Origin of the sequence: Hyphomicrobium sp., assembly GCF_051860585.1 — a bacterium.
In the GTDB taxonomy this organism is placed as follows: Bacteria; Pseudomonadota; Alphaproteobacteria; order Rhizobiales; family Hyphomicrobiaceae; genus Hyphomicrobium_C.
Genome location: NZ_JBHYDS010000002.1, coordinates 429,560 through 451,081, shown reverse-complemented (window position 1 = coordinate 451,081; position 21,522 = coordinate 429,560). Strand labels below are relative to the sequence as shown.

The window sequence follows — 21,522 nt, the reverse complement described above, 5'->3', positions numbered from 1 at the left end:
AATGAACGTGTTCGCGGAGGTCGAGAAAAGGGTTCTCACCGCTCTTGAAGGTCTGGCGCAGCGCGGCGTGTTGCCGGAAGGGCTCGATTTCAGCGCGGTCGCGGTCGAACAGCCGCGCGATGCCACGCATGGCGATCTCGCCTGCAATGCCGCCATGGTGCTGGCCAAGGCCGCCAAGATGAAGCCGCGCGACATTGCCGAGGCGCTGGCTGTCGTGTTGAAAGCGGATGCGGACGTGGTTTCGGCTGAAGTTGCCGGGCCGGGCTTCCTCAACCTGCGTATGCGCGACGAATTCTGGCATGCGGTTGTGCGCGACATTCTCCGCGCGGGCGGGCGCTATGGCGCGACGGCGCCGGGCGGACATCCTGCAACGAACGTGGAATACGTGTCGGCCAACCCGACGGGGCCGATGCACGTCGGCCATTGCCGCGGCGCCGTGTTCGGCGATGCGCTCGCGAACCTGCTCGACTTCGCCGGTTACGCTGTGACGCGCGAATACTACATCAACGACGCCGGCGGGCAGGTGGACGTGCTCGCGCGCTCTGCGTTCCTGCGCTATCGCGAGGCGCTCGGCGAAGACATCGGCGAGATTCCCGCAGGTCTTTATCCGGGCGATTATCTTAAGCCCGTCGGCGCAGCGCTTGCAGAACGGCACGGACGCGCGCTGCTCGATCTACCGGATGCGGAATGGCTGCCTCTCGTGCGCGAGACCGCCATCGCCGCGATGCTGGTGATGATCAAGAACGATCTCGCCGCGCTCAATATAAAACACGACGTGTTCTTCTCGGAACGGTCGCTGACGACCGGCGGGCGCAACCAGATCGAAGCGGCGATCGAGGCGCTCGACGCGAAGGGGCTCATCTTCAAGGGACGTCTCGAAAAGCCGAAGGGGCACGACGACGAGGAGTGGGAGGACCGCGAGCAGACTCTGTTCCGTTCGACCGAGTTCGGGGACGACGCGGACAGGGCGCTCAGGAAGTCGGACGGGAGCTACACGTATTTCGCCGCCGACATTGCCTATCACTACGACAAGCTGCAGCGCGGCTTCCGTCATCTGATCAACGTCTTCGGCGCCGATCACATCGGCTACATCCCGCGCATGAAGGCGGCGGTGACCGCGCTCTCGGACGGAAAAGCCGATCTCGACATCAAGGTCTGCCAGCTCGTGAAGCTGTTCAAGGGCGGCGAGCCGTTCAAGATGAGCAAGCGCGCGGGCACGTTCGTCACGCTGCGGGACGTGGTGGACGAGGTCGGACGAGATCCCGTGCGCTTCATGATGCTCTACCGGAAGAACGACGCGCCGCTCGATTTCGACTTCGCGAAGGTGACAGAGCAATCGAAGGACAATCCGGTTTTCTACGTTCAGTACGCCCACGCCCGCGCCGCGTCGGTGCTGCGCAACGCGCGCGAGGCGCTGCCGGGGCTCGAGACCGTGAGAGACGGCGAAGTTGTCGCGGACTTGTCCCTGCTGACCGATTCCGGGGAGCTGGATTTGGTTAAGAAGGCCGCGTTCTATCCAAGCCTGATCGCGGGCGCCGCGCGGGCTCACGAACCGCATCGCGTGGCGTTCTATCTCTATGATTTGGCTTCCGCTTTCCACGCCCACTGGACGCGAGGCAATGATTTGCCACAATTGCGCGTTATCCAGGCCGATGATCGAGCACTGACCGCTGCTCGGTGCGCTCTCGTGGCAGCGCTGCAGCACGTGTTATCCTCAGGCCTGACGGTGCTCGGGGTCGGAGCGCCGGAGGCGATGCGCTAGAGTCCTGATTCGGAGACTCTATCCAAGCGCAGCGGCCAACGAAGGTTGCTTTGCAGCGAGGCGGGGTGGACTTGTGCAAAGGCAGGAAATTCCGTTGGCGGAGCGCGTTCGCCGCCGGTAAAGTTCCGCCGTCAGACTCCGATCCGGGACAGCCCCAAGCGGCGTACCGGAGTTTGTGCGACGAGGGGTTCGAGAGATGACACAGTTTAGAAATCCTCAGGCGCCATCGCAGGTCCCGAACACGCAGGGACGGCCGGCCGCCCCGTCCCAGCATCAGTCCCAGCAGTACGCGCAGCCCCAGCAGCCGCAGCCTTCGCAGCACGGCGATATCCTCGACCATCTGTTCGGTGGCCAGCAGGGAGCCAATCGCGGCCAGCGGCCGGCGACGCAAGGTTATCCCGACACGGGTTATGGCGAGCCGCAGCAGGCCCAGCCGCATCGCGACGCCTACGCGGCGCTTCGCCCGGACGGGTATGGCTATGCGCAGCCGGCTCAGCAGCAGCAGCCGGCCGATCCGTTCGGCCTTGCGGGCTATACCGCGCCCCAGGCGGCGCCCTCTTTCGGCACCCGCGCACCGCAGGGCCAGCAGCATGCTCCGGCGCACACGGCGCCGCCCGCTCAGCAGGGCTATGACGGTTACGCAGGCGATCCTTTCGCGGGCAGTTTCGGCGCGGCCGGACAGCCGGGCGGCGGATACGGACAACCGGCCCACCAGACATCTCATCAGGCTCCGCAGTCGCCGGGCTTCGGCGCGGCGCCCAACAACGGCTACGCAGCTCAGGCGGCACCGGCTTACGGGCAAGGCTATCAGCCGGCGCAGGCCCCCCAGAACCAGTGGGGCGGGCAGCAGGGCTTCAACCTCGAGCCGAACGATTACAATCGCGGCTATGCGGAGCAGGGCCACGATGCGCAGGGCCAATGGAACGGCCAGGGCTACGGCGACGCGCACCTCGATCCCGCGCTCGGCAATGGCGCCTACGCGGGCGCGCAGCAGGGCCAACAGGTCTCGTTCGACCAGAGCTATGCCGAGGACGACGTCCACTACGAAGAGGCTCCGCGCGGCCGGAGCTGGAAAAAAATTGCAGCCGTGATGGCCTGCACCGTGTTCGTCGGTGTCGGCATTGCGAGCGCTTACGGCAGCTTGTTCGGGCCCAGCTCCGACGAGCCGACGCCGGTCGTCAAGGGCGCTGCTAACCCGACGAAGGTGAAACCTTCGGAACCGGGCGGGAAGCAGTTTGCGCACACCGACAGCAAGATCATGGGACGCCTCGGCGAAGGTGAAACCGCGCCGGCCGATCCGGCTGGCGTGAAGCGGGTGCCGATCGTGACGGTCGGACGTGACGGGCAGATCCAGGCGCCGAGTTCCGATGAGACGCGCGCCGTCGTCGCCGTTCCGGGATTGACCGTTATCGACGGTCTCAACAACGGCGGCGGACCGTCGCCGAACCGTCCCGTCGCGCCAACCCAGCAAGCCGCGCCGGTGGAAATGGTGAAGGCGGCCGAGGCCAAGCCGAGCGCCACGCCGGCAGTCAAGAAGCCGAGCCCGATTCTGAATGCCAACGCGGATGCCAACGACGGCCCCGCGGCGCTGCAGACCAAGCAAGCGACGGTGCTCAATACGCCTAAGGCCGAAGTCAAAGCAGAGCCCAAGAAGCAGCGGGTCGCTGCTTTGCCGGACGATGCTGCTCCGGCCGCTCCGAAGGCGACGGGCGCCGCGGGTTATGTCGCAGTGCTGGCCTCCGTGCCTGCATCGGGCAGCAGCCGCATGGATGCGCTCACGCAGTTTGCCGACATGCAGCAGAAGTACAGCGGTATCCTGCAGAACAAGACGCCCGACATCCGGGAAGCCGATCTCGGCGCGAAGGGCACCTATCACCGGCTCATGGTCGGACCGCCGGGCTCGCGGGATTCGGCGACGTCGGTCTGCACGCAGCTCAAGGCTGAAGGCTACAGCGGCTGCTGGGTCACGGCGTACTAGAGCGCGGTTGGTTTTTAGTGAATCAAAACTGCGCTCCAGGTTTTTGGTAAGACCGATGAGTCACGCTTCGGACTGGTATGTTCCGAAGCGATCATGGTCTGTCGCGAGAGTATCGAACCCCCCGCATGGCCTCCATCAGAGCTTTTTTGACCGGCGTCTCGGGCGAGGCGCTGACGGCTGACGAGGCGGCCTTCCTGAGGTCGTCATCGCCTGCCGGTCTCATCCTGTTCGCGCGCAACTGTGTCGGTCACGATCAGATCCGGCGTCTGGTGGGTGACGCGCGCAACGCCGTCGGTCACGACGATTTCCTGGTGCTGATCGATCAAGAGGGCGGCCGCGTGCAGCGGCTGAGGCCACCGCTGGGACGCGCGCTGCCGGCGGCGGACGCCTATGCGAAGCTTTACGCGGTCGACCCTGCGGCAGCTTGCGAAGCGGCTTTCCTGACCGCGCGCCTGCTGGCGGACGATCTTCTCGATCTTGGCATCAACACCGATTGCGCGCCGGTCGCTGACGTTCCCGTCGCGGGCTCTCATGACGTCATTGGAGATCGCGCCTACGGCCGCGAGGCGGCGCAGGTGGCGGCGCTCGCGCGGGCGGTGGCGGAAGGGTTCATGGCGGGCGGCGTGCTGCCGGTCGTGAAGCATATTCCCGGGCACGGACGTGCGACGGCGGATAGTCACCTCGAACTGCCGATCGTGCATGCCTCGCATGCCGTGCTCTCCGCGACGGACTTCGCGGTGTTCCGGTCGCTTTCCGACATGCCGTCGGCAATGACGGCGCATGTCGTGTTCACGGCGCTCGACGCCGCGGCGCCGGCTTCGACCTCGCATCGTGTCACGCAAGATATCATCCGCGGCGAGATCGGCTTCGACGGCCTCCTCATGAGCGACGATCTCAGCATGAAGGCGCTGTCGGGCAGTTTCGGCGATCGGTGCCGGGCGGTGCTGGCGGCGGGTTCGGACGTGGCGCTTCATTGCAACGGGGCGCTCGCCGAAATGGAGCAGGTGGCGGATGCGGCGCCGTCGCTCACAGGCGAACCAATGAGAAGATTTCAGAAGGCGCTTCAAGTGCTTGAGAGGCGCGAGCCGTACGACACGGCGGTCGCGGAGCGACATCTGGCGCTGGCTTTGGGAACCGCGGGACGGGGCACTGAATCAGTGTAGTCTGCGCCAGAGAATGGTGGTGCGAGGCTGACCGCGCCGCCGGTAACCGTTCGAAGGACCCATGACGGACGACACGGCACACACGGACATCGGAGACGGTTGGGAGGCGCCGGACCGCGACCTCGCGCCGGCCGCGTCCGAGGCGCTGATCGTCGACGTGGCGGGGTTCGAAGGACCGCTCGACCTGCTGCTGGCGCTCGCGCGAACGCACAAGGTGGACATCGCGAAGATTTCGATCGTTGCGCTCGTCGACCAGTACATCTCCTACATCGGCGAAGCGCAGCGGCTCAAGATCGAGATCGCGGCCGACTATCTGGTGATGGCGGCGTGGCTGACATTCCTCAAGTCGCGCCTGATCCTGCCGCGCGAAAAAGATACGGCCGACGACGTCTCGCCCGACGAGATGGCGCGGCGGCTCACGTTCCGCCTGATGCGCCTCGAGGCAATGCGCTCGGCGATGGCGGAGTTGATGACGCGGCATCGTCTCGGCCGCGACGTGTTCCAGCGCGGCATGCCCGAACAAGCGCAGACGATCAGCGAAGTGCGCTACACGGCCGAGATCTTCGATCTCCTCAAGGCCTATTCGGAATTGCGCCGCCGCACCGTGAAGGTGACGCACGTCGTGAAGGCGCGCCGCGTCTGGTCGATCAAGCAGGCGCGCCTGCAGCTCGAACTGCTGCTCGGGGAGAAAGTCGGCGACTGGGTCGGGCTCGACGCGTGCCTGGAGAAGTATCTACCGACCGGCGCGGCGGACAAAACCGTTGTCGCAAGCTCGTTCGGTGCGACGCTCGAAATGGCGCGCGAAGGCGTCGTCGAACTCAAGCAGGACGAGCCGTTCGCGCCGCTTTACATGCGCAAGCGCGAGGCGGGCGCGGAGTGGCAGCGCGTCGAAATCATTGAAGCGGGAAGCGCGTGACGCCGGTCGCGGACGAGCGATAGGTCTCTTGCGCGTTTCCAAGTGAGGAAGGCGATATGGTTCCGCCGAAGTTGAGATTGGTGAGCCGGGACGGCCTCGACGACGAGGCCGAACACGATGCTCCCGAAGCGCAGGAAGCGCTGGAGCTGGCGCGCGCGCTGTCGGAGGTGGACGCCGTCGAGCAGGGCCGCGCTCCGCGCCCGGAAGAACGGCTCGAGGATTTGCGCATCGTCGAGGCGCTGCTGTTTGCCTCGTCGTCTCCGCTCGACGAAGCGTGGCTGCAGGGACAGGTCCGCAACGGCAGCGACATTCGCGCGCTGCTCGACGATATCGCGGCCGTCTATGCGCAGCGCGGCGTGAATCTCGTCCGCGTGGCGGGCAAGTGGGTGTTCCGCACGGCCGAAGACCTCGGTTATCTGCTTGAACGGCATGCGGTCGAGGAGCGGCGCCTGTCGCGTGCGGCGCTCGAGACGCTTTCCATCATCGCCTACCACCAGCCGGTGACGCGCGCCGAAATCGAAGAGATCCGCGGCGTGACCACTTCGGCGGGCACGCTCGACATCCTGATGGAAGCGGGCTGGATCCGGCCGCGCGGACGCCGGCGCGCGCCGGGCAAGCCGCTGACCTACGGGACGACGGACAGCTTCCTCGCGCATTTCGGCCTCGACAACGTGAAGGACCTCCCCGGCCTCGCCGATCTCAAGGCGCAGGGGCTGCTGGATGGGCATCTGCCGCCTGGCTTCACCGTGCCCGATCCGTTGGTCGCCGCCTCCTTGATGCCGGACGAATTGCCGCTTGAAGAAGAGCCCGAGGACGACCACCAGGGCGAGTTCGCACTCGATGGTGAATCCGACGGCGAGGACGAGAGCGACAACGATCCGGGTGCGGCCAGCGCCGATGGCGGCTTGCCCCAGGACGATCCCGCGGATAAGCCTGACTGAAAATGTCGACTTTTGCGGCGCCTGCCAAGGGCTGCCTGAAAGGCGGCCGGGCATAGGCATGGCGCGCATGGCGTCGCTGGGTTCAGGTTTCGCGTGACGAATTGGCTCATCAACTCATGGCGTAAGACTTCGGTGGCGGACGTGGCTCCCGAACCGGAGACGGCGCGCGCGGGCGCATCGTTCGCCGCCCGGCTGACTTTCGATGCCGTGCGCAAGCAGTACGGCGATCGCGCTGCACTGGCGGGGCTTTCGCTCGACATCGCCCCAGGCGAGATCGTCTGTCTGCTGGGTCCGTCCGGCTGCGGCAAGACGACATTGCTCAGGATTGCGGCCGGCATCGAGCGGCCGACCGGCGGGCGCGTGCTAATCTCCGATCGCGAAGTCGCGAGCGATATGCAGTTCGTGCCGCCGGAGAAGCGCGGCGTGGGACTGATGTTCCAGGACTTCGCGCTGTTCCCGCACCTCACCATTCTCGACAACGTCGCCTTCGGCCTGAAAGCGCTGCCGCGCGAGGATGCGCGTCGTGAAGCCCTGCGCATGCTGTCGCGCGTCGGGCTAACCCATTACAGGGATCAGTATCCGCATATCCTCTCGGGCGGCCAGCAGCAGCGGGTCGCGCTGGCGCGGGCTATCGTGCCGCGTCCGGCGGTGATGCTGATGGACGAGCCGTTCTCCGGGCTCGACGTGCAGCTTCGCGATTCCATGCAGGAGGAGACGCTGCGCCTGATGCGCGAGACGCGAGCCACGTCGATGATCGTGACGCACCATCCGGAAGAGGCGATGCGGCTCGGCGACCGCATCGCGGTGATGCGCGACGGGGTGCTCGTGCAGACCGGGAGCGCGCGGGACCTTTACCAGCGGCCGGTGGACCTGTTCGTCGCGCGGCTGTTCTCGGAGATCAACGAGGTGCCCGTGCGTGTCGCGGGCGGGCGTGTCGACTCGCCGTTCGGGTCTCTTCCGGCCCCCGGGCTTGCGGACGGGTCGGAGGCGATCCTCTGCATCCGCCAGCGCGGGGTGGGGCTTGAGGCGCACGTGAACGGGGCCAAGGGTCAGCCAGGGCTTCGCGGCGTCGTCCGGTCGGCCAAGTTTCTCGGCGATGCCGTGCGCTACGAGGTCGCGGCGGAGGGGTTCGATCGGCCGCTCAATGTGCGGGCCGCGCCGGGGGCGGGCCAGGAGCCGGGGCAGGAGGTGCGGCTCGTCATCGACCCGGACCAAGTGCTGGTCTTTCCGCCGAAAGATGTCAAAACGACTTGAATTTCAAGTTTCTAATGACCATTTCGTTAGCCTTGGGTGCGCTTGCGACAGGGTTTGGTATCTGCGATAGTGCGCCGAAATTCGCCGGTCGGCGTGCGTGTTGACCGGCTCACAGGAGGCCCGTCCATGGGGTTAAGTGCAACCCATCTGCTGCTGCTTCTCGTCGTGGTCGTTCTGCTGTTCGGCCGCAACAAGATCTCTGACCTGATGGGCGACGTGGCGCGCGGGATCAAGAGCTTCAAGAAGGGCTTGGCCGAGGACGACACGCCGACGGTCGATCCCAAGATCATCGATACGTCCGCCACGCGCGATGGCGTCGAGAGGGACAAGTCGAAGGCGGGCTGATCCGATGGATCGGTGTGTTTACGGTACCGGCGTGAGCGTGCGCGATGCAGCGCCGCTTCCGGTAGTGCTGCGACGGGATCGCAGGCGAGGCGTGATCCGCGCCTTCCCGAGCGGCCCCTTTCTCCAACCTGGACGTATTGATGTTCGACGTTAGCTGGAGCGAGCTGCTTATTCTCGGCGTCGTGACGCTGATCTTCGTCGGGCCGAAGGAACTGCCGCGCTTTCTCAATACGCTCGGGCGTTATCTCGGCGTGGTGCGCCGCCAGGCCAACGAATTCCGGGCCGTGTTCGAGCAGGCGATGCGCGAAGCGGAGATGGACGAGATCCAGAAGGAAGTGCGCGCGGTCAGCGAGGGCGTGAAGGCCTCGCTCGACGATGCGACGCGCTCGGTCGAGAGCGTCAAACAGGCGGCGCGGCTCGATGGATCCAAGTCCGCTTCGGCAGAGCTGCCGAAAGCCGCGGCACCGGCAGACCTGACGCCAGATGAACCGAAGGTGGTGACAAGCGCGCTGGCCGGCGATAGCGCTGAGGGCGCAGGCACGGCTCCTGCCCCCGTTGCTCCGACACCCGCCGCTCCGACACCCGCCGCATCGGAGCATGTGATGGCCAGCGAGGGCATTGCCGACGAGCCCGAGCCGTCGATCCTGCCGCCTGGCAAGACGCCCGACAAGACACAGGGGCCGGTCTGATGCAGGAGAGCCTGCCGCGTTCCGGCCAAGACGATATCGACGCCTCGAAGGCGCCGCTGCTCGATCACCTGATCGAGCTGCGCCAGCGGCTGATCTATGCCGCGGTCGCATTCTTCGCCATGTTCATCCTGTGCTTCACCGTCGCGCGGCACATCTACGACCTGCTCGTGTGGCCGTACGTGTGGGCCTCGGGCAACCATCACGTGCGCCTGATCGCGACGCATTTTCTCGAGCAGATTTTCACGCACCTGAAGCTCGCCATGTTCGGTGCGGCGTTCCTGTCGTTTCCGGTGATTGCGGCGCAGATCTACAAGTTCGTCGCGCCCGGGCTCTACAAGAACGAACGGCGCGCGTTCCTGCCCTACCTGATCGCGACGCCGGTGTTCTTCGTGCTCGGCGCGGCGGTCGTCTATTTCCTGGCCATGCCGATCCTGATCAAGTTCTCGATGGGGCTCGCGCAATCGGCGAGCGCCTCGGGGCCGGCGACAATCGAGTTGATGCCGAAGGTTTCCGAATACCTGTCGCTGATCATGACGCTGATCTTCGGCTTCGGGCTGTGCTTCCAGCTGCCGGTCGTGCTGACGCTGCTCGCGCGGGCAGGGATCGTCACGTCGCAGACGCTGCGCAGCGGGCGCCGCTTTGCGATCGTTGGCATTTTCGCCGTGGCCGCGATTCTGACGCCGCCGGACGCGCTTAGCATGGTCATCATGGCGTTGCCGACGGTGCTGCTCTACGAGTTGTCGATCTTCGCCGTGGCCTGGGTCGAGAAGCAGCAGGCGGCCGTCGATGCCGCGCGGGATGCGGCGCAGACTTAGGTTGCCGATTCCAGGCGTTTGACCTTTGAAACGTCGATCTCGCGCTCAGCATGCCACAGGTCGTATGCGGTTTGCATGTTGAGCCAAGACGCAGCTGACGTGCCGAGGACCGCGCCAAGACGTACTGCCGTGTTCGGCGTTACCGGCTGTCTCTCCGACAGAATGTCGTAGAGCGCCTGACGCGAGATGCCGAGCGCGCGTGCGACCTCGGCCTTGCCGACGGGCAGGGCAGGCAGCACGATTTCGCGCAGCAGCGCGCCGGGATGAGTTGGGCAGCGATCTGGAGATCTCTTTAAGGGGGCCGCCATGCTCAATGTGTCCTTTGCGTACGCGATACAACAATTTTCGACGCTCAATGATAATCTTCGAAGTCGACATCGATGGCATCTAGATCTTTCCAGCCGAACGTGATGCGCCAGTTTGATGAAACCGACACCGCATGTCGTCCCTTGGATACTCCCGCCAACTTGTGGAAGCTGAACCCCGGAAGGTTCATGTCGTCGGGACTTATTGCGCCGTCCAAACGGTCCAAGATCATTGTGATTCGCTGCAGCCTGTCAGGGGGAAGCTTCGACGCGTCGTTGCGTTCCCAGAGCCGCTTCAACGCGCGGCTGCGGAATGATGCGATCATGATTGCGGCCTCGATAGAGTGTGAAAACTCGGTGTCGCAGCCCCGAGGCGCATCGTCCCTGCTTGCCGTACTCTCATGGTCGGCTTGTTGATATGCTATGATTTGGTTTACATAGTGTAAAGTAAATATTTTCGCTTCTTGCGAAGCTAGACCTGGTCATACAGCGGGACTATAGCTCTGGGAATCACCATTGCCCCGAGGACCTTCCCGTGTTCGACATCAAATGGATCCGAGACAATAGCGAAGACTTCGACGCGGGGCTCAAGAGCCGGGGGCTCGAGCCGCTGGCGGAAAAGCTACTCGCGCTCGACGATGCGCGCCGCCAGCACGTCACGAAGCTGCAGGATGCGCAGAGCCGCCGCAATGCCGCGTCGAAGGAGATCGGCAAAGCCAAGGGCGCGAAGGACGAGGCTCTTGCCGCCAAGCTGATGGCCGAGGTTGCGGACCTCAAGGAGGTCATCCAGTCCGGCGAGGAGGAGGAGCGGCAGCTCACGAAGGCGGTCGACGACGCGCTGGCCGTGATCCCCAACCTGCCGCGCGAAGACGTGCCGGTCGGCCGCGACGAAAAGGGCAACACCGAAGTTCGCCGCGTCGGCGAGCCGCGCAAGTTCAACTTCCAGCCCAAGCAGCATTTCGAACTCGGCGAGGCGCTGGGCCTCATGGATTTCGAGACGGCGACGAAGGTCTCGGGTGCGCGGTTCGTGTTCCTCAAGGGCGCGCTGGCGCGTCTCGATCGCGCGCTCGGATCGTTCATGCTCGATCTGCACACGGGCACGTTCGGATACACGGAAACCAATCCGCCGCTGCTCGTGCGTGACGACGCTGCGTACGGCACAGGCAATTTGCCGAAGTTCTCCGAGGATCTGTTCCAGACCACCAACGGCTACTGGCTGATCCCGACCGCCGAAGTGTCGCTGACGAATGTCGTGCGGGACCGCATCCTGGACGAAGCCGAGCTGCCGATGCGCATGACGGCGTGGACGCCGTGTTTCCGTTCGGAAGCGGGCGCGGCCGGGCGCGACACGCGCGGCATGATCCGCCAGCACCAATTCTCCAAGGTGGAACTGGTCTCGATCACCTCGCCGGAGACCAGCGGCGACGAGCACGAGCGCATGACAAACTGCGCCGAGGACGTCTTGCGCCGTCTCGGCCTGCCGTTTCGCACGATGCTGCTCTGCACCGGCGACATGGGTTTTGCCTCGCGCAAGACGTACGATATCGAGGTGTGGCTGCCGGGGCAGGACGCGTATCGCGAGATCTCGTCGTGCTCCGTGTGCGGCGATTTCCAGGCGCGGCGCATGGGTGCGCGGTTCCGCGGGGCTGACGGCAAGACGCAATTCGTGCACACGCTGAACGGGTCGGGTCTCGCGGTCGGGCGGACGCTGGTCGCGGTGCTCGAAAACTATCAACAGGCCGACGGGTCCGTCATAATACCGGAGGCGTTGCAGCCTTACATGGGTGGCCTGACGAAGATCGAGAAGGCTGGTTAGTTCTCTCCCCGCCTTGCGGCGAGAGGGCTCGGTCGGGCGGTAAGATTGGCGTCTTCACCCTCCCCTTGACGGGGAGGGTGGCGCGAAGCGCTGGGTGGGGTGAGATCGAACAACTGCCCGTTGGTACGAGGCGTCCCCCCACCCCTGACCCCTCCCCGCGAGGGGGAGGGGGATAGAGCGTGGTCCACGACGCAATATTGCGAACGGGAGTTGAGAATGCGTATTCTGGTGACGAACGATGACGGAGCGGGGGCGCATGGGCTGTCCGTGCTGCATCAGATCGCCAAGGCACTGTCGGACGATGTGTGGATCGTCGCGCCTGAAATGAACCAGAGTGGGGCTTCGCATGCGCTGACGCTGCAGGTGCCGCTGCGCTACCGGGAAATCGGAGAGCGCGCTTTTGCCGTGCGCGGCACGCCAGCCGACTGCGTGATCATGGGCGTGAAGCACGTGCTCAAGGACAATCCGCCCGACCTCGTGCTGTCGGGCGTCAATCACGGCGCGAACCTGGCCGAAGACGTTACCTACTCCGGCACCATCGCGGGCGCCATGGAAGGCACGATGCTGGGGTTCCGCTCGATTGCCATGAGCCTGACCATCGGCTTCGATCCCGACGGCAAGCAGCACTGGAAAACGCCCATCGAGTACGGGCCGCGCGTCGTCGAGCAGCTTCTCTCGTGCGAGTGGCCGGCGATGACGCTCATGAACGTAAATTTTCCCGACCTTGCACCGGAGGCGGTCAGCGGCATCGTGGCGACGCGTCAGGGACGACGCGATCAGGGCGGGCTGCATATCCAGGAGCGCGCCGACACGTGGGGCGACCCCTATTTCTGGGTCGGCTTCGAGCGGCGCCGCTCCGATCCGCCGCAAGGCTCGGACCTGCGCGCAATCGCCGATGGATTGATCTCGGTGACGCCGCTGCATCTCAATCTCACGCACGAAGCGACGCGGGAGCAGCTCGGTTCCGTGCTGTCGCTCGACGCCCGCAAGACGCGTCTCAAGGATGCCGGTTGAGGCTTCGAGTGCTTTTGCTCGCCCGTAGAAGATGGGCTGCGTGCTTACTATCGGAGTAGGCCGCCAAGTCCTCGGCGATCTTCCTCGGTCATGTACTTTGCCGCGGTTCTGGACTGAAACTCCTGCGGCGGCACGGGACGGTCCGGCCGGCCCTCGGGCGTGAAGTCCATCAGGTTCCAGTAGACCCACACCGTGTCGACAAAATTCTCCGGCAGTTCGCTGGCCCAGAAGTGATAGATCTTTCCATCCGTCTTCTGGAACACGAGCATGTTGGCGCGCTGTTCGTCATCATCTTCCGTCTGGCACCGATAGTCGGACTGAAAAGAAGACTGATATCCGGAAACGAGATCGATCTTCGACCATCCGCGATGCTTGGCCCAGGCGCAAATGCGCTCGGGATGCGCCTTGGCTATGGCGACGAACGCCGCGTCTCGCGTGACCGAATACCAGGTGCGGTCAAAACCATCCATGAGGGATGTGCAGGACAGGCAAGGCTTGTCCCAGTTCGGACCGAACATGAAGGAATAGAGGATCAACGTGCGTTTATCGCCGAACAGCTCAGAAAATCTCACGGGCTCGCCAAGCTTCCCCGCCTTCGCCCACTGGAACTCGTAATCTTCCTTCAATTCGCCGCCGCGCGGGAGCTTGCGGCGCAGCTCAGCGACCGCCTTTGTCTTGTCGACCAGCGCCTGTTCCTCCTTGAGTAGACGATCGCGCGCCTCCCGGTATTGCCGGCTTTCATTAGGAAAGGTTTTGCTCATGGTTCGGCTCCTCTCGTGACGCCTTCGATGCTTAAATGCGCGGCGGGAGGCCTCGTTCCTGATTTTTTCAACCGTGGGCGGCGTCGCCGATCTTGCCGGCGGAACGGGCCATTCGGGCAATAACCGCTGTGGCGATGGCCGCGCCTGCTCATCACGGACGGCTGCGCGAGACCGTGAGGCATGGGTCATGGCGCAGGGGCGCGGGTCGTGGCGCATCGGCGCGGTTTCGGTGTTTGCGTCGACGGCTTTATGTGCCCTGCCCTGTGTAGGCCGGCGCGCAATCCATAATATCGGATGTCGTCACCCGCATTTGACCGCTTCGGCGAAAGACTGCTCTTCACTAGACAGGTACCAAGCCACGGCGGCGAGCACCATTCCGCATCCAATCAATGCGTAGGGTGTCGGTTGTTCGCTAAAGAACACCCATACCCAGAACGGGTTCAACACGACGTCCAACATCGATACGAACCCCGCCTCGCCGGATTTTATGAGGCGACCGCCTGCCACAGCAAGCGCCGTGCCCAGTCCGTACGGGATGAGGCCGTAGAGGGCGCTGACTGCAAGCTGGGGAATGCTAACGGCCGAAGCGTCCATGAACGGCATGGCGGCCAACGCCGATGCTCCAGCGGAAATTGCACTGAATAGCAAAATGTCTATTTGGGGAAAGCGTTTCACGATGACGAGCTGCCACGCAAAGCTGGCCGTCATGACAAGCGCGAATATCATGCCGATGGCGTCGCCGTGAGTCGCGGCGGCTCCGGCAGTAATTGTGACCCCGGTCAGTGCAAACAAGCCGGCGAGGATGAGCCGCCGGCTGACGCATTCGCGCAGCCAAAGATACGCGATGGCGCTCGCAACAAACGGCAGCGTCGCATAGATCGTCATCACATTCGCCACGCTCGTGTAACGCAGCGAAACCACGCAGCTCACGGTGGTGACGGTCGAGGCCACAACGTAGTAGATCCCGCCCGCACCGGCTTTCAGGATCTCGTCAACGACCCGTCCTCTCAGGCGAATTCCGCTCGCCACTCCCAATCCCAGACATGCCGAGATCGCGGACCAAAATATCAGTGTCGCGGAATCGAGATCGGCAATTCTCACGAACAACCCGGCCAGGCTCCAACAAACCGCTGAAGCCGCGACCAGTGTAATGCCGATCTGTCGATCGTTCGCGCGTGTCGATATAATCAAGGGAGCCACTCAGCCAAATAATTTGTGGTTTCAATTTTGCTAGGCGATGCGGTCCGGCGGCTGCCTGATGGCAACGTTTGCAGCGTTTGCGTCCTGGAGCAGTTTGGCCACATGCGTGAACGGCATCATAAGCCTCTGCTTGAGGTCGTTCGGCAGCCCAACCCGATCGATGGCTATGGCCATGCACTTCAGCCAGGCGTCGCGCGCTTCTTCGGAAACATCGACGTGCTCATGCATGGCGCGGACATCGGAATGGCCGTGATGCTCGACGTACAGCCGGGGGCCGCCGAGGAAGCCGGAGAGAAAATCGAACTGTTCGATCCGCGAGTGGGCGACGCCGTGCCCGCGCCGATGGAGCGTTAAAAGCAGCTCACCTTCGGGTTCGAATTCCACGATGTCGTAGAACGTCTCGATGAGAGCGCGGAGCCCCTTGTCGGCGCCGATGAGTTCGTAAAGTGATCCGTCGGACGTTATGCCCAAACCTACCGCCCCGCCGACTGCCGCGAACGTTCGAGTCAATCCTGCATCTGTACGATCGGTGAAGTGCATATCGTTTCTCCAGACTCCCTTCGCCGCGATCCGAGAGCATGACATCGCTCTGGAAAAATGGCCGGAAGCTGATGAAGCTCCCGGCCAGTGAAGGCGCGCGCAACCGGGGGATTAACCGCGCGCCGGGGGGTTGGTTCTGAGCCGCAGTGGGTCATAGAAGGGCATGCGCACGACCGTCGCCTTCAGCGTTTTGCCTCCGTCCTTGATCTCGAGGGCGGTGCCGAGCGCCGTGTGAGACGGCTCGATCTGTGCCATGGCGAGCGACTTCATGAGGTGTTGGCTGAAGCAGGTGCTCGTCACCACGCCAACCTCCTTGCCGCCGGCCAGAATTTTGGCGCCGGGCGTGACGGCCTCGCTCGTATCGACCTCCATGCCGCTGATCAGGGACCGCTCTTTGCCCTTGCTCGCCGCGACCGCGGCTTTGCCGCGGAAATCCGGTTTCGAGAGGTCGACGGTCCAATCCGCACGCACTTCCCACGGCGTCGTATCTCCGTGTGTCATGTCGAACGGGAAGAACAGAAGGCCGGACTCGACGCGCACGGTGTCGAGGCACGTCCAGGAGACGGGCATGACGCCCTTGGGGGCGCCAGCCTCAAGGATGGAATCCCAGATGAACGGCGCATCCTTTCTCGAGCAGAACACCTCGTAGCCGCGCTCACCGGAATAGCCGCCACGGGCGATCGAGACGTCGCGACCGAACAGAGTTGTCTTCAGATGCTTGAAGTAGCCGAGATTGCCGAGGTCTGCCGGCGTGTGGGGCGACAACACGTCCAGCGCCACTGGCCCCTGCAGAGAGAGAATGTGGACGTCGTCATCGCGCACGCACGTGGCGTCGAACTTGCCGATGGCTTCCGCGACGGCCTCCTCCAGTGCACCGCCGCCGTGCGAGATGCGAAACTGGTTCGGCCCGTCGATGTACACGAGAACGTCGTCGATGAGTGCGCCAGCATCGTTGACGATGTTCGAGATGTGGGAGTCGCCGGGAGCGCCTTTCGACAGGTCGGTTGTGAGAAGGTAATTCAGAAACGCGGTCGCTTGCGGCCCGGAGACGTTCAACATCTTGAGCGCTGTGACTTCGATGAGCCCGGCGCGGTTCCGCGTGGCGGCGACCTCATCGTAGGGATCGGTCGCGTAGTTCTGCGGAATTGCCATATCGTTCCACGATTGGGAGAGATCGGACCCAAGCGCTCGATGGCGATCGTTGAGGATGGATTGACGCGGTGTGGACGACATAGTTTTTCCTCCGGTAAGTAATTTTACAATTGTCTGGGCGGCCGCGCTCGCGGCAGCGGTTGCATTCGATCTCAATCCGGCGATCTCAATCCGGGCCGCCGCCTGGCGACGTTGGGAGACCGTCGTCGTACTTCGACAGCCACTCGAGGGTCGTATCGCGGTAGCGCGTGATGCCCTTGTAATCGATCAGCTCCATCGGGAGCGATCCCAGCACGCGAGGCAGGCGCCGTCCCCACTTGGGAACCGTGACGAGTTCCTGCATCTTGATGAGATAGCCGCGGATGGAGAACAGGATCGCGTTCGAACGCGGCAGCCGCCACAAGCCCTGCAACTCCACGCGCAGATGCACCTTGTCGCCGACGTTCTCGGGCGTCACCGTCGTGCGATCCGTGCCCCACTTGTTGTAGTTCTCGGGGCTCGTATCGAGACGCGGATTGATCGTCATCGTCCAGTTGAGGCGGCGGACGGGCTGGCCAAGCTGAAGGTTGAGAAGGAACTTCAGCGCGCGATCGAACACCTTCATGTCATGGGCCAGCGGCACGGGGCCGTGCCACTCCATAAAGTTCATGCCGACATCGAAGTCGAGCGACCAGTCGGCCTGGGTGGTGATGATGCCGGCGTCCATCCAGAGTTGGCCGTCGCGCTGATCTTGGATGGAGAAGTCACCCTGGCACTGCCGGCCGATGTATTCCATCGGTTCACACGGCAGCGTGGAGGGATCGCCGAACACGAACTTCTGGTCGATGCCGAGCGGCTTGTTGATCCAGTGCCAATGGTCGCCTTCGGTGACCAGCGAGAACCACTGCGGATAGTCGCGAGCCATCGACGTCATCAGAAGCTCGAGGAAATCCCATTGCGCGAGCATCATGTGCGGCAGCGCCTGGCAGCGCAGCGGATCCTCCTTGAGGACGATGGCGCGGTCCGCCGTCTCGGAGACGTAGTGCTCGTTGATGTCGATCGGAAACTCATACACCGAACCGGGCGGCCCCTTGGTGTGGGGCTCGATGTTCACGGAGTACATGTACTTGTCCTCCCAGAACGGGAAGGGGAAGCGGCGAATGGATTCGGGGCTGTTGAAGAACGTGAAATCGTCGCGAAACGTCTTTTTTTGGAATTCCTGGTTCAAGGCATCCTCCTTTGTCGCGCTACGCAACTGCGATCAGAGATCGAGCGTAATGTTTGAGCCTTTGATGCGAGACACGCAGATCATGATCTTGCGGCCCGCCTGCTTTTCCTCATCCGTGAGGTAGTGGTCGTAATGCAGGATGTTGCCGTCGCAATTGACGACGCCGGTCTCGCACTGTCCGCATGCGCCGCCGCGGCAGAGATATGGCGGCTCAAGGCCGGCGGATTCGAGCGCTTGCAGAATGCTCTCGTCCTCATTGACGCGCACGGTTTTGGCCGATTTCGCCAGCTCGACGTTGAACGGCATCCCGCTGCGCGGGGCGGTAAAGTGTTCGGCATGCAGATGCTCGTCAGGCCAGCCTGCTTCCCGCGACAGCCGCAACACATCTTCGATCATTGCGTCCGGTCCGCAGACGTAGAGGTGCGTTCCGAGAGGCTGATGGCCAAGCAGGTTTTCGAGATTGATCCGGCGATTGGAGACGGTTTGATAGTGATGCAGCTTGCGGCCGTACCTCTGCTTCAGCTCATCGACGTAGGCACCGGAACTCGGCGTGCGCGTCGAGTAGTGCAGTTCGAACGGCGCGCCGATCTGCGAAAGCTGCTCCGCCATGGCCGAAATCGGCGTAATGCCGATGCCGCCGGCGATCAGGAGATGTTTTCGCGCGCGGAGATCGAGCGCGAACAGGTTCGACGGGGGGCTGATGGAGACGAAGGCGCCCTCATAAAGCTTCTCATGCACGAACAGCGATCCGCCGTGCGAATTGCTGGTCTTGAGAACGCTGATCTCATAGCCGGTGGTGTCGTTCAGCGGCCCCATCAAGGAATACGGATTCTTGATCGTCTTCGCCCCGTCCCGCATCGTCACGACGGTGTGCGCACCGGCCGAGTACGTGGGCAGGGGCCGGCCGTCCACGGGAACGAAGCGGATGCGTTTGATGCGCTCGGCCACGACTTCCACGCGGGCGACGCGGACGGGAATTTCTGCGCCGCTCATTTGAATACCTCTTCGATGTCAGGAAGCTCGCCGCGAACCTCTGCGTCGACACAGACGCCCTGGAAAGCAGCCAGGCGCCTGGAATAGTGATCGCGTACGAGGAGGTTTTCGCCGCAGTGAGCGCACTTCACGATGTTCGTCGTGACGTTCTCGGAAAAGCCTTTGCAGTGGACGCATTGCACGCGGCGCGCGCGTGTGCCGCGGTGCTCGGTCATGATCGCGCGCGGATCCATGCCAAGCTCCTGGGCGAGTTGGACAGCCAGGCCGATCAGAGTTTCCGTGCCCGAGGCGTAGATGCGCGTTCCCATGCGGGCCGCATTCAGAACGCCGCTCAGACGGTTGATTGCCGTCGCGATCGTGGGCAGGACGTGCACGATCTCGACCGGCAATTCTTTCAGCCGGGCCGTGTAGCCGGAGCCGTCGGCAGAGGTGTCCGCGTAGACAAGAGTGACGCGACCTTTGATCTCCGGGCCCTGCCGGGCGAAGAGATCGATAATCGCCGCCGCTCCGTCACCGTCGGCAACGAACACATGATGGTTTGCATATTGATCCGCGGTCAGACCCGGATACTGCGGTCGGCTTTTGATGCCATCGACAAGCATTTGGGATCCTTCGAACTAGAAAATCTGGCAATGCTTCATCCGCTTGGGATGTCTCTCTGAAACCTTAGAGTTGGAGTAAGGGGCGGCGGGCCTGGGACCCGCCGCCCCCATGCGCTTAGCCTGGCAGTTGGAAGAACCAGTTGGCGGCGAGCACCACCGCGACGCCGGCGACCAGCGTCAGGTACGGCAGCATGCCAGCCTTCCGCGACCGGAGGTCGTCCTGAGTGAGGTTCAGATCTTCGAGCATGTTGGGCGGGAACTTGCCGCCGTCCTGCACGAAGTGGCGGAACAGGAACACCGGGATGATCAGGCTGGCCGCAATGAAGCCTGCCCAGAGCGCCACAGGGTTCCAGACCTTTGCGCCAGCGCCCAAGAACACCGCGTTGACGAAAGCAAACATGACGCCGAGCGCAAGGAGGAACGTCGGCGCTTTGTACGGCCGTTGGATATGGCCGTTGTCGATGCGGTGGATCCAGCCGGAGTTGAGGTTGAGGAAGTTGAAGATGATGTAGCAGCAGTTCGAAACAGCGAGGATGAAGAAGAAGCTCGTCGCATCCGCTGAAGCGATCGCGAGCAGGCCGACGTTGAAAATCAGGTCGGTCCACATCGCGGCTGTCGGGGCCCCGTGGTCGTTTACCCGGGACAGGTAGCGCGGCAGCCAGCCGTCCGCCGAGCCCTGGTAAAGCGTGCGCGAGGAGCCGGCCATCGCCGTCATGATCGACAGGATGAGTGCGAGGATCATCAACATCACCATGATGTTGGTAACGATGCCTGCTCCGCCCACCATCTTGCCCATCGCTGCGGCCACGCCTGAGCCGTCGACGATCGAGGGCTCGAGCATGCCGTTCAGGCCGAGCACCCCTTGGAAGGTGAACGGTACCAGCGTGTAGAGGACGAGGCAAAGCAGGCCGGAGTAGAAGATCGCGCGGAAGGTGTCGGTCTTCGGATTCTTGAACTCGCTCGTGTAGCAGATCGCCGTTTCGAAGGCGTAGGTCGACCAGGCCGCGATGAACATGCCGCCGAGCACCAGCGTCCAGCCGCCGATGTCCCATGCTCCGTTCGCCGGAACGTAGGCCTCCTTAAGCGGGACCAACGGAGAGTAGTTTTCCCAGTTGATCTGGCCGGTGAGAATCGGCGCGATGCCCACGATCAACATCGGCACGATGACCATGAGGCCGATGTATTTCTGGACGTTTGCGGTACCGAGAATGCCGCGATGCTGGATGGCGAACGTCATCAGCATCAGTGCGACGCCGATGAAGAAGGTCCAGTTGAGAGAGAACGAGACCGGGCCGATGGTGCCATGCGCCAGCGACCAGGTGCGGAACGCAGGCGTGAGCGCCGAAACGCCGTCCTGTGCGAGAAGGGCTGCTGCTGCATCGCTCGCCGTCTTGCCGGCATTGGCTGCAAGCCACTCCGCGATACGCGGACTGTCGGCGGCGATGGAACTGGCATTTGCCTTGACCCAGGCCGCGACCTCCGGCGACTCCAAGCCCGGGACAGGCCCCAACGCGTTCAAGATATACGCTGCAGCAATCGAGCAGCCGAGTGAGAGAACGGGTGTCCACGCAAGCCAATTGCACCACACGGAAAGGGGGGCAATGAGCTTCGAGTAGCGCACCCAGGCGGATGCGCCGTAGACCGATGCGCCGCCGGATTTGTTGGGAAACAAACCGGCGATCTCGGCGTAGGTGAACGACTGGATGAAGCCCATGCACATGCTGGCCATCCAAACAAGAAAGGCGACATTGCCGGATGTTCCGGCGATGCCGCCAATTGAGAAGAGGACCAGTGCGGGCACGCCGCTGGCGACCCAAAACGCGCCTGTCCAATTGATGGTGCGATGAAGCCCCGCCGACTGATCGGGCACCCCTGTTCGTAGTGACGTGCCCATTGTTTCCGTCCCTCTCGATTTTTATGGCCTGCGTGAACCGCGGCGCTTGGCATTCTCCGAGGCGTCTGGTTGTGGCCGGACCAAAATTGACCATTCATAACCAAAAGTCACTCTGCGACATATAGTCTATGCAAAATATTGATCTGATCAATACAAAAGTTCACTGGGAAGAAAT

Annotated in this window: 21 protein-coding genes; 11 read left to right on the top strand and 10 right to left on the bottom strand. The window is 63.4% G+C overall.

Annotated elements, in window-relative coordinates; translation table 11 throughout:
- Position 1: 1 nt before the first annotated feature.
- The 9 genes from argS to tatC all read left to right on the top strand — a co-directional run bounded on the left by argS (position 2) and on the right by tatC (position 9,863).
- Positions 2 to 1,762, top strand: a complete 1,761-nt coding sequence (gene argS, locus ACTIFK_RS04960) for an arginine--tRNA ligase (protein WP_439541938.1) — start codon at positions 2 to 4, stop codon at positions 1,760 to 1,762.
- 196 nt (positions 1,763 to 1,958) lie between these two features.
- Positions 1,959 to 3,740 carry an SPOR domain-containing protein gene (locus ACTIFK_RS04955; protein ID WP_439541937.1) on the top strand — a complete coding sequence of 594 codons (1,782 nt, stop codon included), beginning with the start codon at positions 1,959 to 1,961 and terminating at the stop codon, positions 3,738 to 3,740.
- Between the two features lie 125 nt (positions 3,741 to 3,865).
- Positions 3,866 to 4,903, top strand: coding sequence for a beta-N-acetylhexosaminidase (nagZ, locus tag ACTIFK_RS04950; protein WP_439541936.1), 1,038 nt, complete (start codon positions 3,866 to 3,868; stop codon positions 4,901 to 4,903).
- A 61-nt stretch (positions 4,904 to 4,964) separates the two neighbouring features.
- On the top strand, positions 4,965 to 5,819 hold the full coding sequence (locus ACTIFK_RS04945) for a segregation and condensation protein A (RefSeq protein WP_439541935.1): 855 nt from the start codon (positions 4,965 to 4,967) through the stop codon (positions 5,817 to 5,819).
- 56 nt (positions 5,820 to 5,875) lie between these two features.
- On the top strand, positions 5,876 to 6,760 hold the full coding sequence (gene scpB / locus ACTIFK_RS04940; RefSeq protein ID WP_439541934.1) for an SMC-Scp complex subunit ScpB: 885 nt from the start codon (positions 5,876 to 5,878) through the stop codon (positions 6,758 to 6,760).
- A gap of 93 nt (positions 6,761 to 6,853) precedes the next feature.
- A complete protein-coding gene (locus ACTIFK_RS04935; RefSeq protein ID WP_439541933.1) occupies positions 6,854 to 8,014 on the top strand; it encodes an ABC transporter ATP-binding protein in 1,161 nt (386 codons plus the stop codon).
- Positions 8,015 to 8,140: 126 nt separating this feature from the next.
- Positions 8,141 to 8,359: a twin-arginine translocase TatA/TatE family subunit gene (gene tatA, locus ACTIFK_RS04930; RefSeq protein ID WP_439541932.1), complete on the top strand. Its 219-nt coding sequence runs from the start codon at positions 8,141 to 8,143 to the stop codon at positions 8,357 to 8,359.
- A 140-nt stretch (positions 8,360 to 8,499) separates the two neighbouring features.
- Positions 8,500 to 9,048: a Sec-independent protein translocase protein TatB gene (tatB, locus tag ACTIFK_RS04925; RefSeq protein WP_439541931.1), complete on the top strand. Its 549-nt coding sequence runs from the start codon at positions 8,500 to 8,502 to the stop codon at positions 9,046 to 9,048.
- The gene (tatC, locus tag ACTIFK_RS04920; protein WP_439541930.1) at positions 9,048 to 9,863 is read left to right on the top strand and encodes a twin-arginine translocase subunit TatC; all 816 of its coding nucleotides are present in this window, start codon (positions 9,048 to 9,050) and stop codon (positions 9,861 to 9,863) included. The genes tatB and tatC overlap by 1 nt, the downstream gene beginning before the upstream one ends.
- Here the strand turns inward: tatC and ACTIFK_RS04915 are convergent.
- Together ACTIFK_RS04915 and ACTIFK_RS04910 are read right to left on the bottom strand one after the other, a co-directional pair.
- Positions 9,860 to 10,219: a HigA family addiction module antitoxin gene (locus tag ACTIFK_RS04915; RefSeq protein ID WP_439541929.1), complete on the bottom strand. Its 360-nt coding sequence runs from the start codon at positions 10,217 to 10,219 to the stop codon at positions 9,860 to 9,862. The two genes, tatC and ACTIFK_RS04915, sit on opposite strands and share 4 nt — an antisense overlap.
- On the bottom strand, positions 10,216 to 10,494 hold the full coding sequence (locus ACTIFK_RS04910; protein WP_439541928.1) for a type II toxin-antitoxin system RelE/ParE family toxin: 279 nt from the start codon (positions 10,492 to 10,494) through the stop codon (positions 10,216 to 10,218). Before ACTIFK_RS04910 ends, ACTIFK_RS04915 begins: the two co-directional genes overlap by 4 nt.
- 209 nt (positions 10,495 to 10,703) lie before the next feature.
- Between ACTIFK_RS04910 and serS the strand changes: the two genes are divergently transcribed.
- A complete protein-coding gene (gene serS, locus ACTIFK_RS04905; RefSeq protein ID WP_439541927.1) occupies positions 10,704 to 11,984 on the top strand; it encodes a serine--tRNA ligase in 1,281 nt (426 codons plus the stop codon).
- Between the two features lie 216 nt (positions 11,985 to 12,200).
- Positions 12,201 to 12,998: a 5'/3'-nucleotidase SurE gene (gene surE, locus ACTIFK_RS04900; RefSeq protein WP_439541926.1), complete on the top strand. Its 798-nt coding sequence runs from the start codon at positions 12,201 to 12,203 to the stop codon at positions 12,996 to 12,998.
- Positions 12,999 to 13,045: 47 nt separating this feature from the next.
- Here surE and ACTIFK_RS04895 read toward each other — a convergent pair whose 3' ends face one another.
- From ACTIFK_RS04895 to ACTIFK_RS04860, 8 genes are all read right to left on the bottom strand, one after another.
- Positions 13,046 to 13,759, bottom strand: coding sequence for a DUF899 family protein (locus ACTIFK_RS04895; RefSeq protein WP_439541925.1), 714 nt, complete (start codon positions 13,757 to 13,759; stop codon positions 13,046 to 13,048).
- Between the two features lie 300 nt (positions 13,760 to 14,059).
- Positions 14,060 to 14,950: a DMT family transporter gene (locus ACTIFK_RS04890; protein WP_439541924.1), complete on the bottom strand. Its 891-nt coding sequence runs from the start codon at positions 14,948 to 14,950 to the stop codon at positions 14,060 to 14,062.
- Positions 14,951 to 14,989: 39 nt separating this feature from the next.
- Positions 14,990 to 15,499 (bottom strand): group II truncated hemoglobin, encoded by a 510-nt coding sequence (locus tag ACTIFK_RS04885; protein WP_439541923.1) that lies wholly within the window; start codon positions 15,497 to 15,499, stop codon positions 14,990 to 14,992.
- 111 nt (positions 15,500 to 15,610) lie between these two features.
- Positions 15,611 to 16,732: an aminomethyltransferase family protein gene (locus tag ACTIFK_RS04880; RefSeq protein ID WP_439541922.1), complete on the bottom strand. Its 1,122-nt coding sequence runs from the start codon at positions 16,730 to 16,732 to the stop codon at positions 15,611 to 15,613.
- A gap of 85 nt (positions 16,733 to 16,817) precedes the next feature.
- The gene (locus ACTIFK_RS04875; protein WP_439541921.1) at positions 16,818 to 17,858 is read right to left on the bottom strand and encodes a heme-dependent oxidative N-demethylase family protein; all 1,041 of its coding nucleotides are present in this window, start codon (positions 17,856 to 17,858) and stop codon (positions 16,818 to 16,820) included.
- A gap of 33 nt (positions 17,859 to 17,891) precedes the next feature.
- Entirely contained in the window at positions 17,892 to 18,851 is a 960-nt protein-coding gene (locus ACTIFK_RS04870; RefSeq protein ID WP_439541920.1) for a PDR/VanB family oxidoreductase, read from the bottom strand.
- Positions 18,848 to 19,453: a dimethylamine monooxygenase subunit DmmA family protein gene (locus tag ACTIFK_RS04865; RefSeq protein ID WP_439541919.1), complete on the bottom strand. Its 606-nt coding sequence runs from the start codon at positions 19,451 to 19,453 to the stop codon at positions 18,848 to 18,850. Before ACTIFK_RS04865 ends, ACTIFK_RS04870 begins: the two co-directional genes overlap by 4 nt.
- Positions 19,454 to 19,568: 115 nt before the next feature.
- Positions 19,569 to 21,347, bottom strand: coding sequence for an APC family permease (locus tag ACTIFK_RS04860; protein ID WP_439541918.1), 1,779 nt, complete (start codon positions 21,345 to 21,347; stop codon positions 19,569 to 19,571).
- Positions 21,348 to 21,522 lie beyond the last annotated feature (175 nt).

Coding starts and splice junctions, on each gene's coding strand:
- ACTIFK_RS04870 (WP_439541920.1), bottom strand. CDS start 18,851: ATGAGCGGCGCAGAAATTCCCGTCCGCGTCGCCCGCGTGGAAGTCGTG.
- scpB (WP_439541934.1), top strand. CDS start 5,876: ATGGTTCCGCCGAAGTTGAGATTGGTGAGCCGGGACGGCCTCGACGAC.
- ACTIFK_RS04880 (WP_439541922.1), bottom strand. CDS start 16,732: ATGTCGTCCACACCGCGTCAATCCATCCTCAACGATCGCCATCGAGCG.
- ACTIFK_RS04865 (WP_439541919.1), bottom strand. CDS start 19,453: ATGCTTGTCGATGGCATCAAAAGCCGACCGCAGTATCCGGGTCTGACC.
- tatC (WP_439541930.1), top strand. CDS start 9,048: ATGCAGGAGAGCCTGCCGCGTTCCGGCCAAGACGATATCGACGCCTCG.
- surE (WP_439541926.1), top strand. CDS start 12,201: ATGCGTATTCTGGTGACGAACGATGACGGAGCGGGGGCGCATGGGCTG.
- nagZ (WP_439541936.1), top strand. CDS start 3,866: ATGGCCTCCATCAGAGCTTTTTTGACCGGCGTCTCGGGCGAGGCGCTG.
- ACTIFK_RS04945 (WP_439541935.1), top strand. CDS start 4,965: ATGACGGACGACACGGCACACACGGACATCGGAGACGGTTGGGAGGCG.
- tatA (WP_439541932.1), top strand. CDS start 8,141: ATGGGGTTAAGTGCAACCCATCTGCTGCTGCTTCTCGTCGTGGTCGTT.
- ACTIFK_RS04955 (WP_439541937.1), top strand. CDS start 1,959: ATGACACAGTTTAGAAATCCTCAGGCGCCATCGCAGGTCCCGAACACG.
- tatB (WP_439541931.1), top strand. CDS start 8,500: ATGTTCGACGTTAGCTGGAGCGAGCTGCTTATTCTCGGCGTCGTGACG.
- ACTIFK_RS04910 (WP_439541928.1), bottom strand. CDS start 10,494: ATGATCGCATCATTCCGCAGCCGCGCGTTGAAGCGGCTCTGGGAACGC.
- ACTIFK_RS04895 (WP_439541925.1), bottom strand. CDS start 13,759: ATGAGCAAAACCTTTCCTAATGAAAGCCGGCAATACCGGGAGGCGCGC.
- argS (WP_439541938.1), top strand. CDS start 2: ATGAACGTGTTCGCGGAGGTCGAGAAAAGGGTTCTCACCGCTCTTGAA.
- ACTIFK_RS04860 (WP_439541918.1), bottom strand. CDS start 21,347: ATGGGCACGTCACTACGAACAGGGGTGCCCGATCAGTCGGCGGGGCTT.
- ACTIFK_RS04885 (WP_439541923.1), bottom strand. CDS start 15,499: ATGCACTTCACCGATCGTACAGATGCAGGATTGACTCGAACGTTCGCG.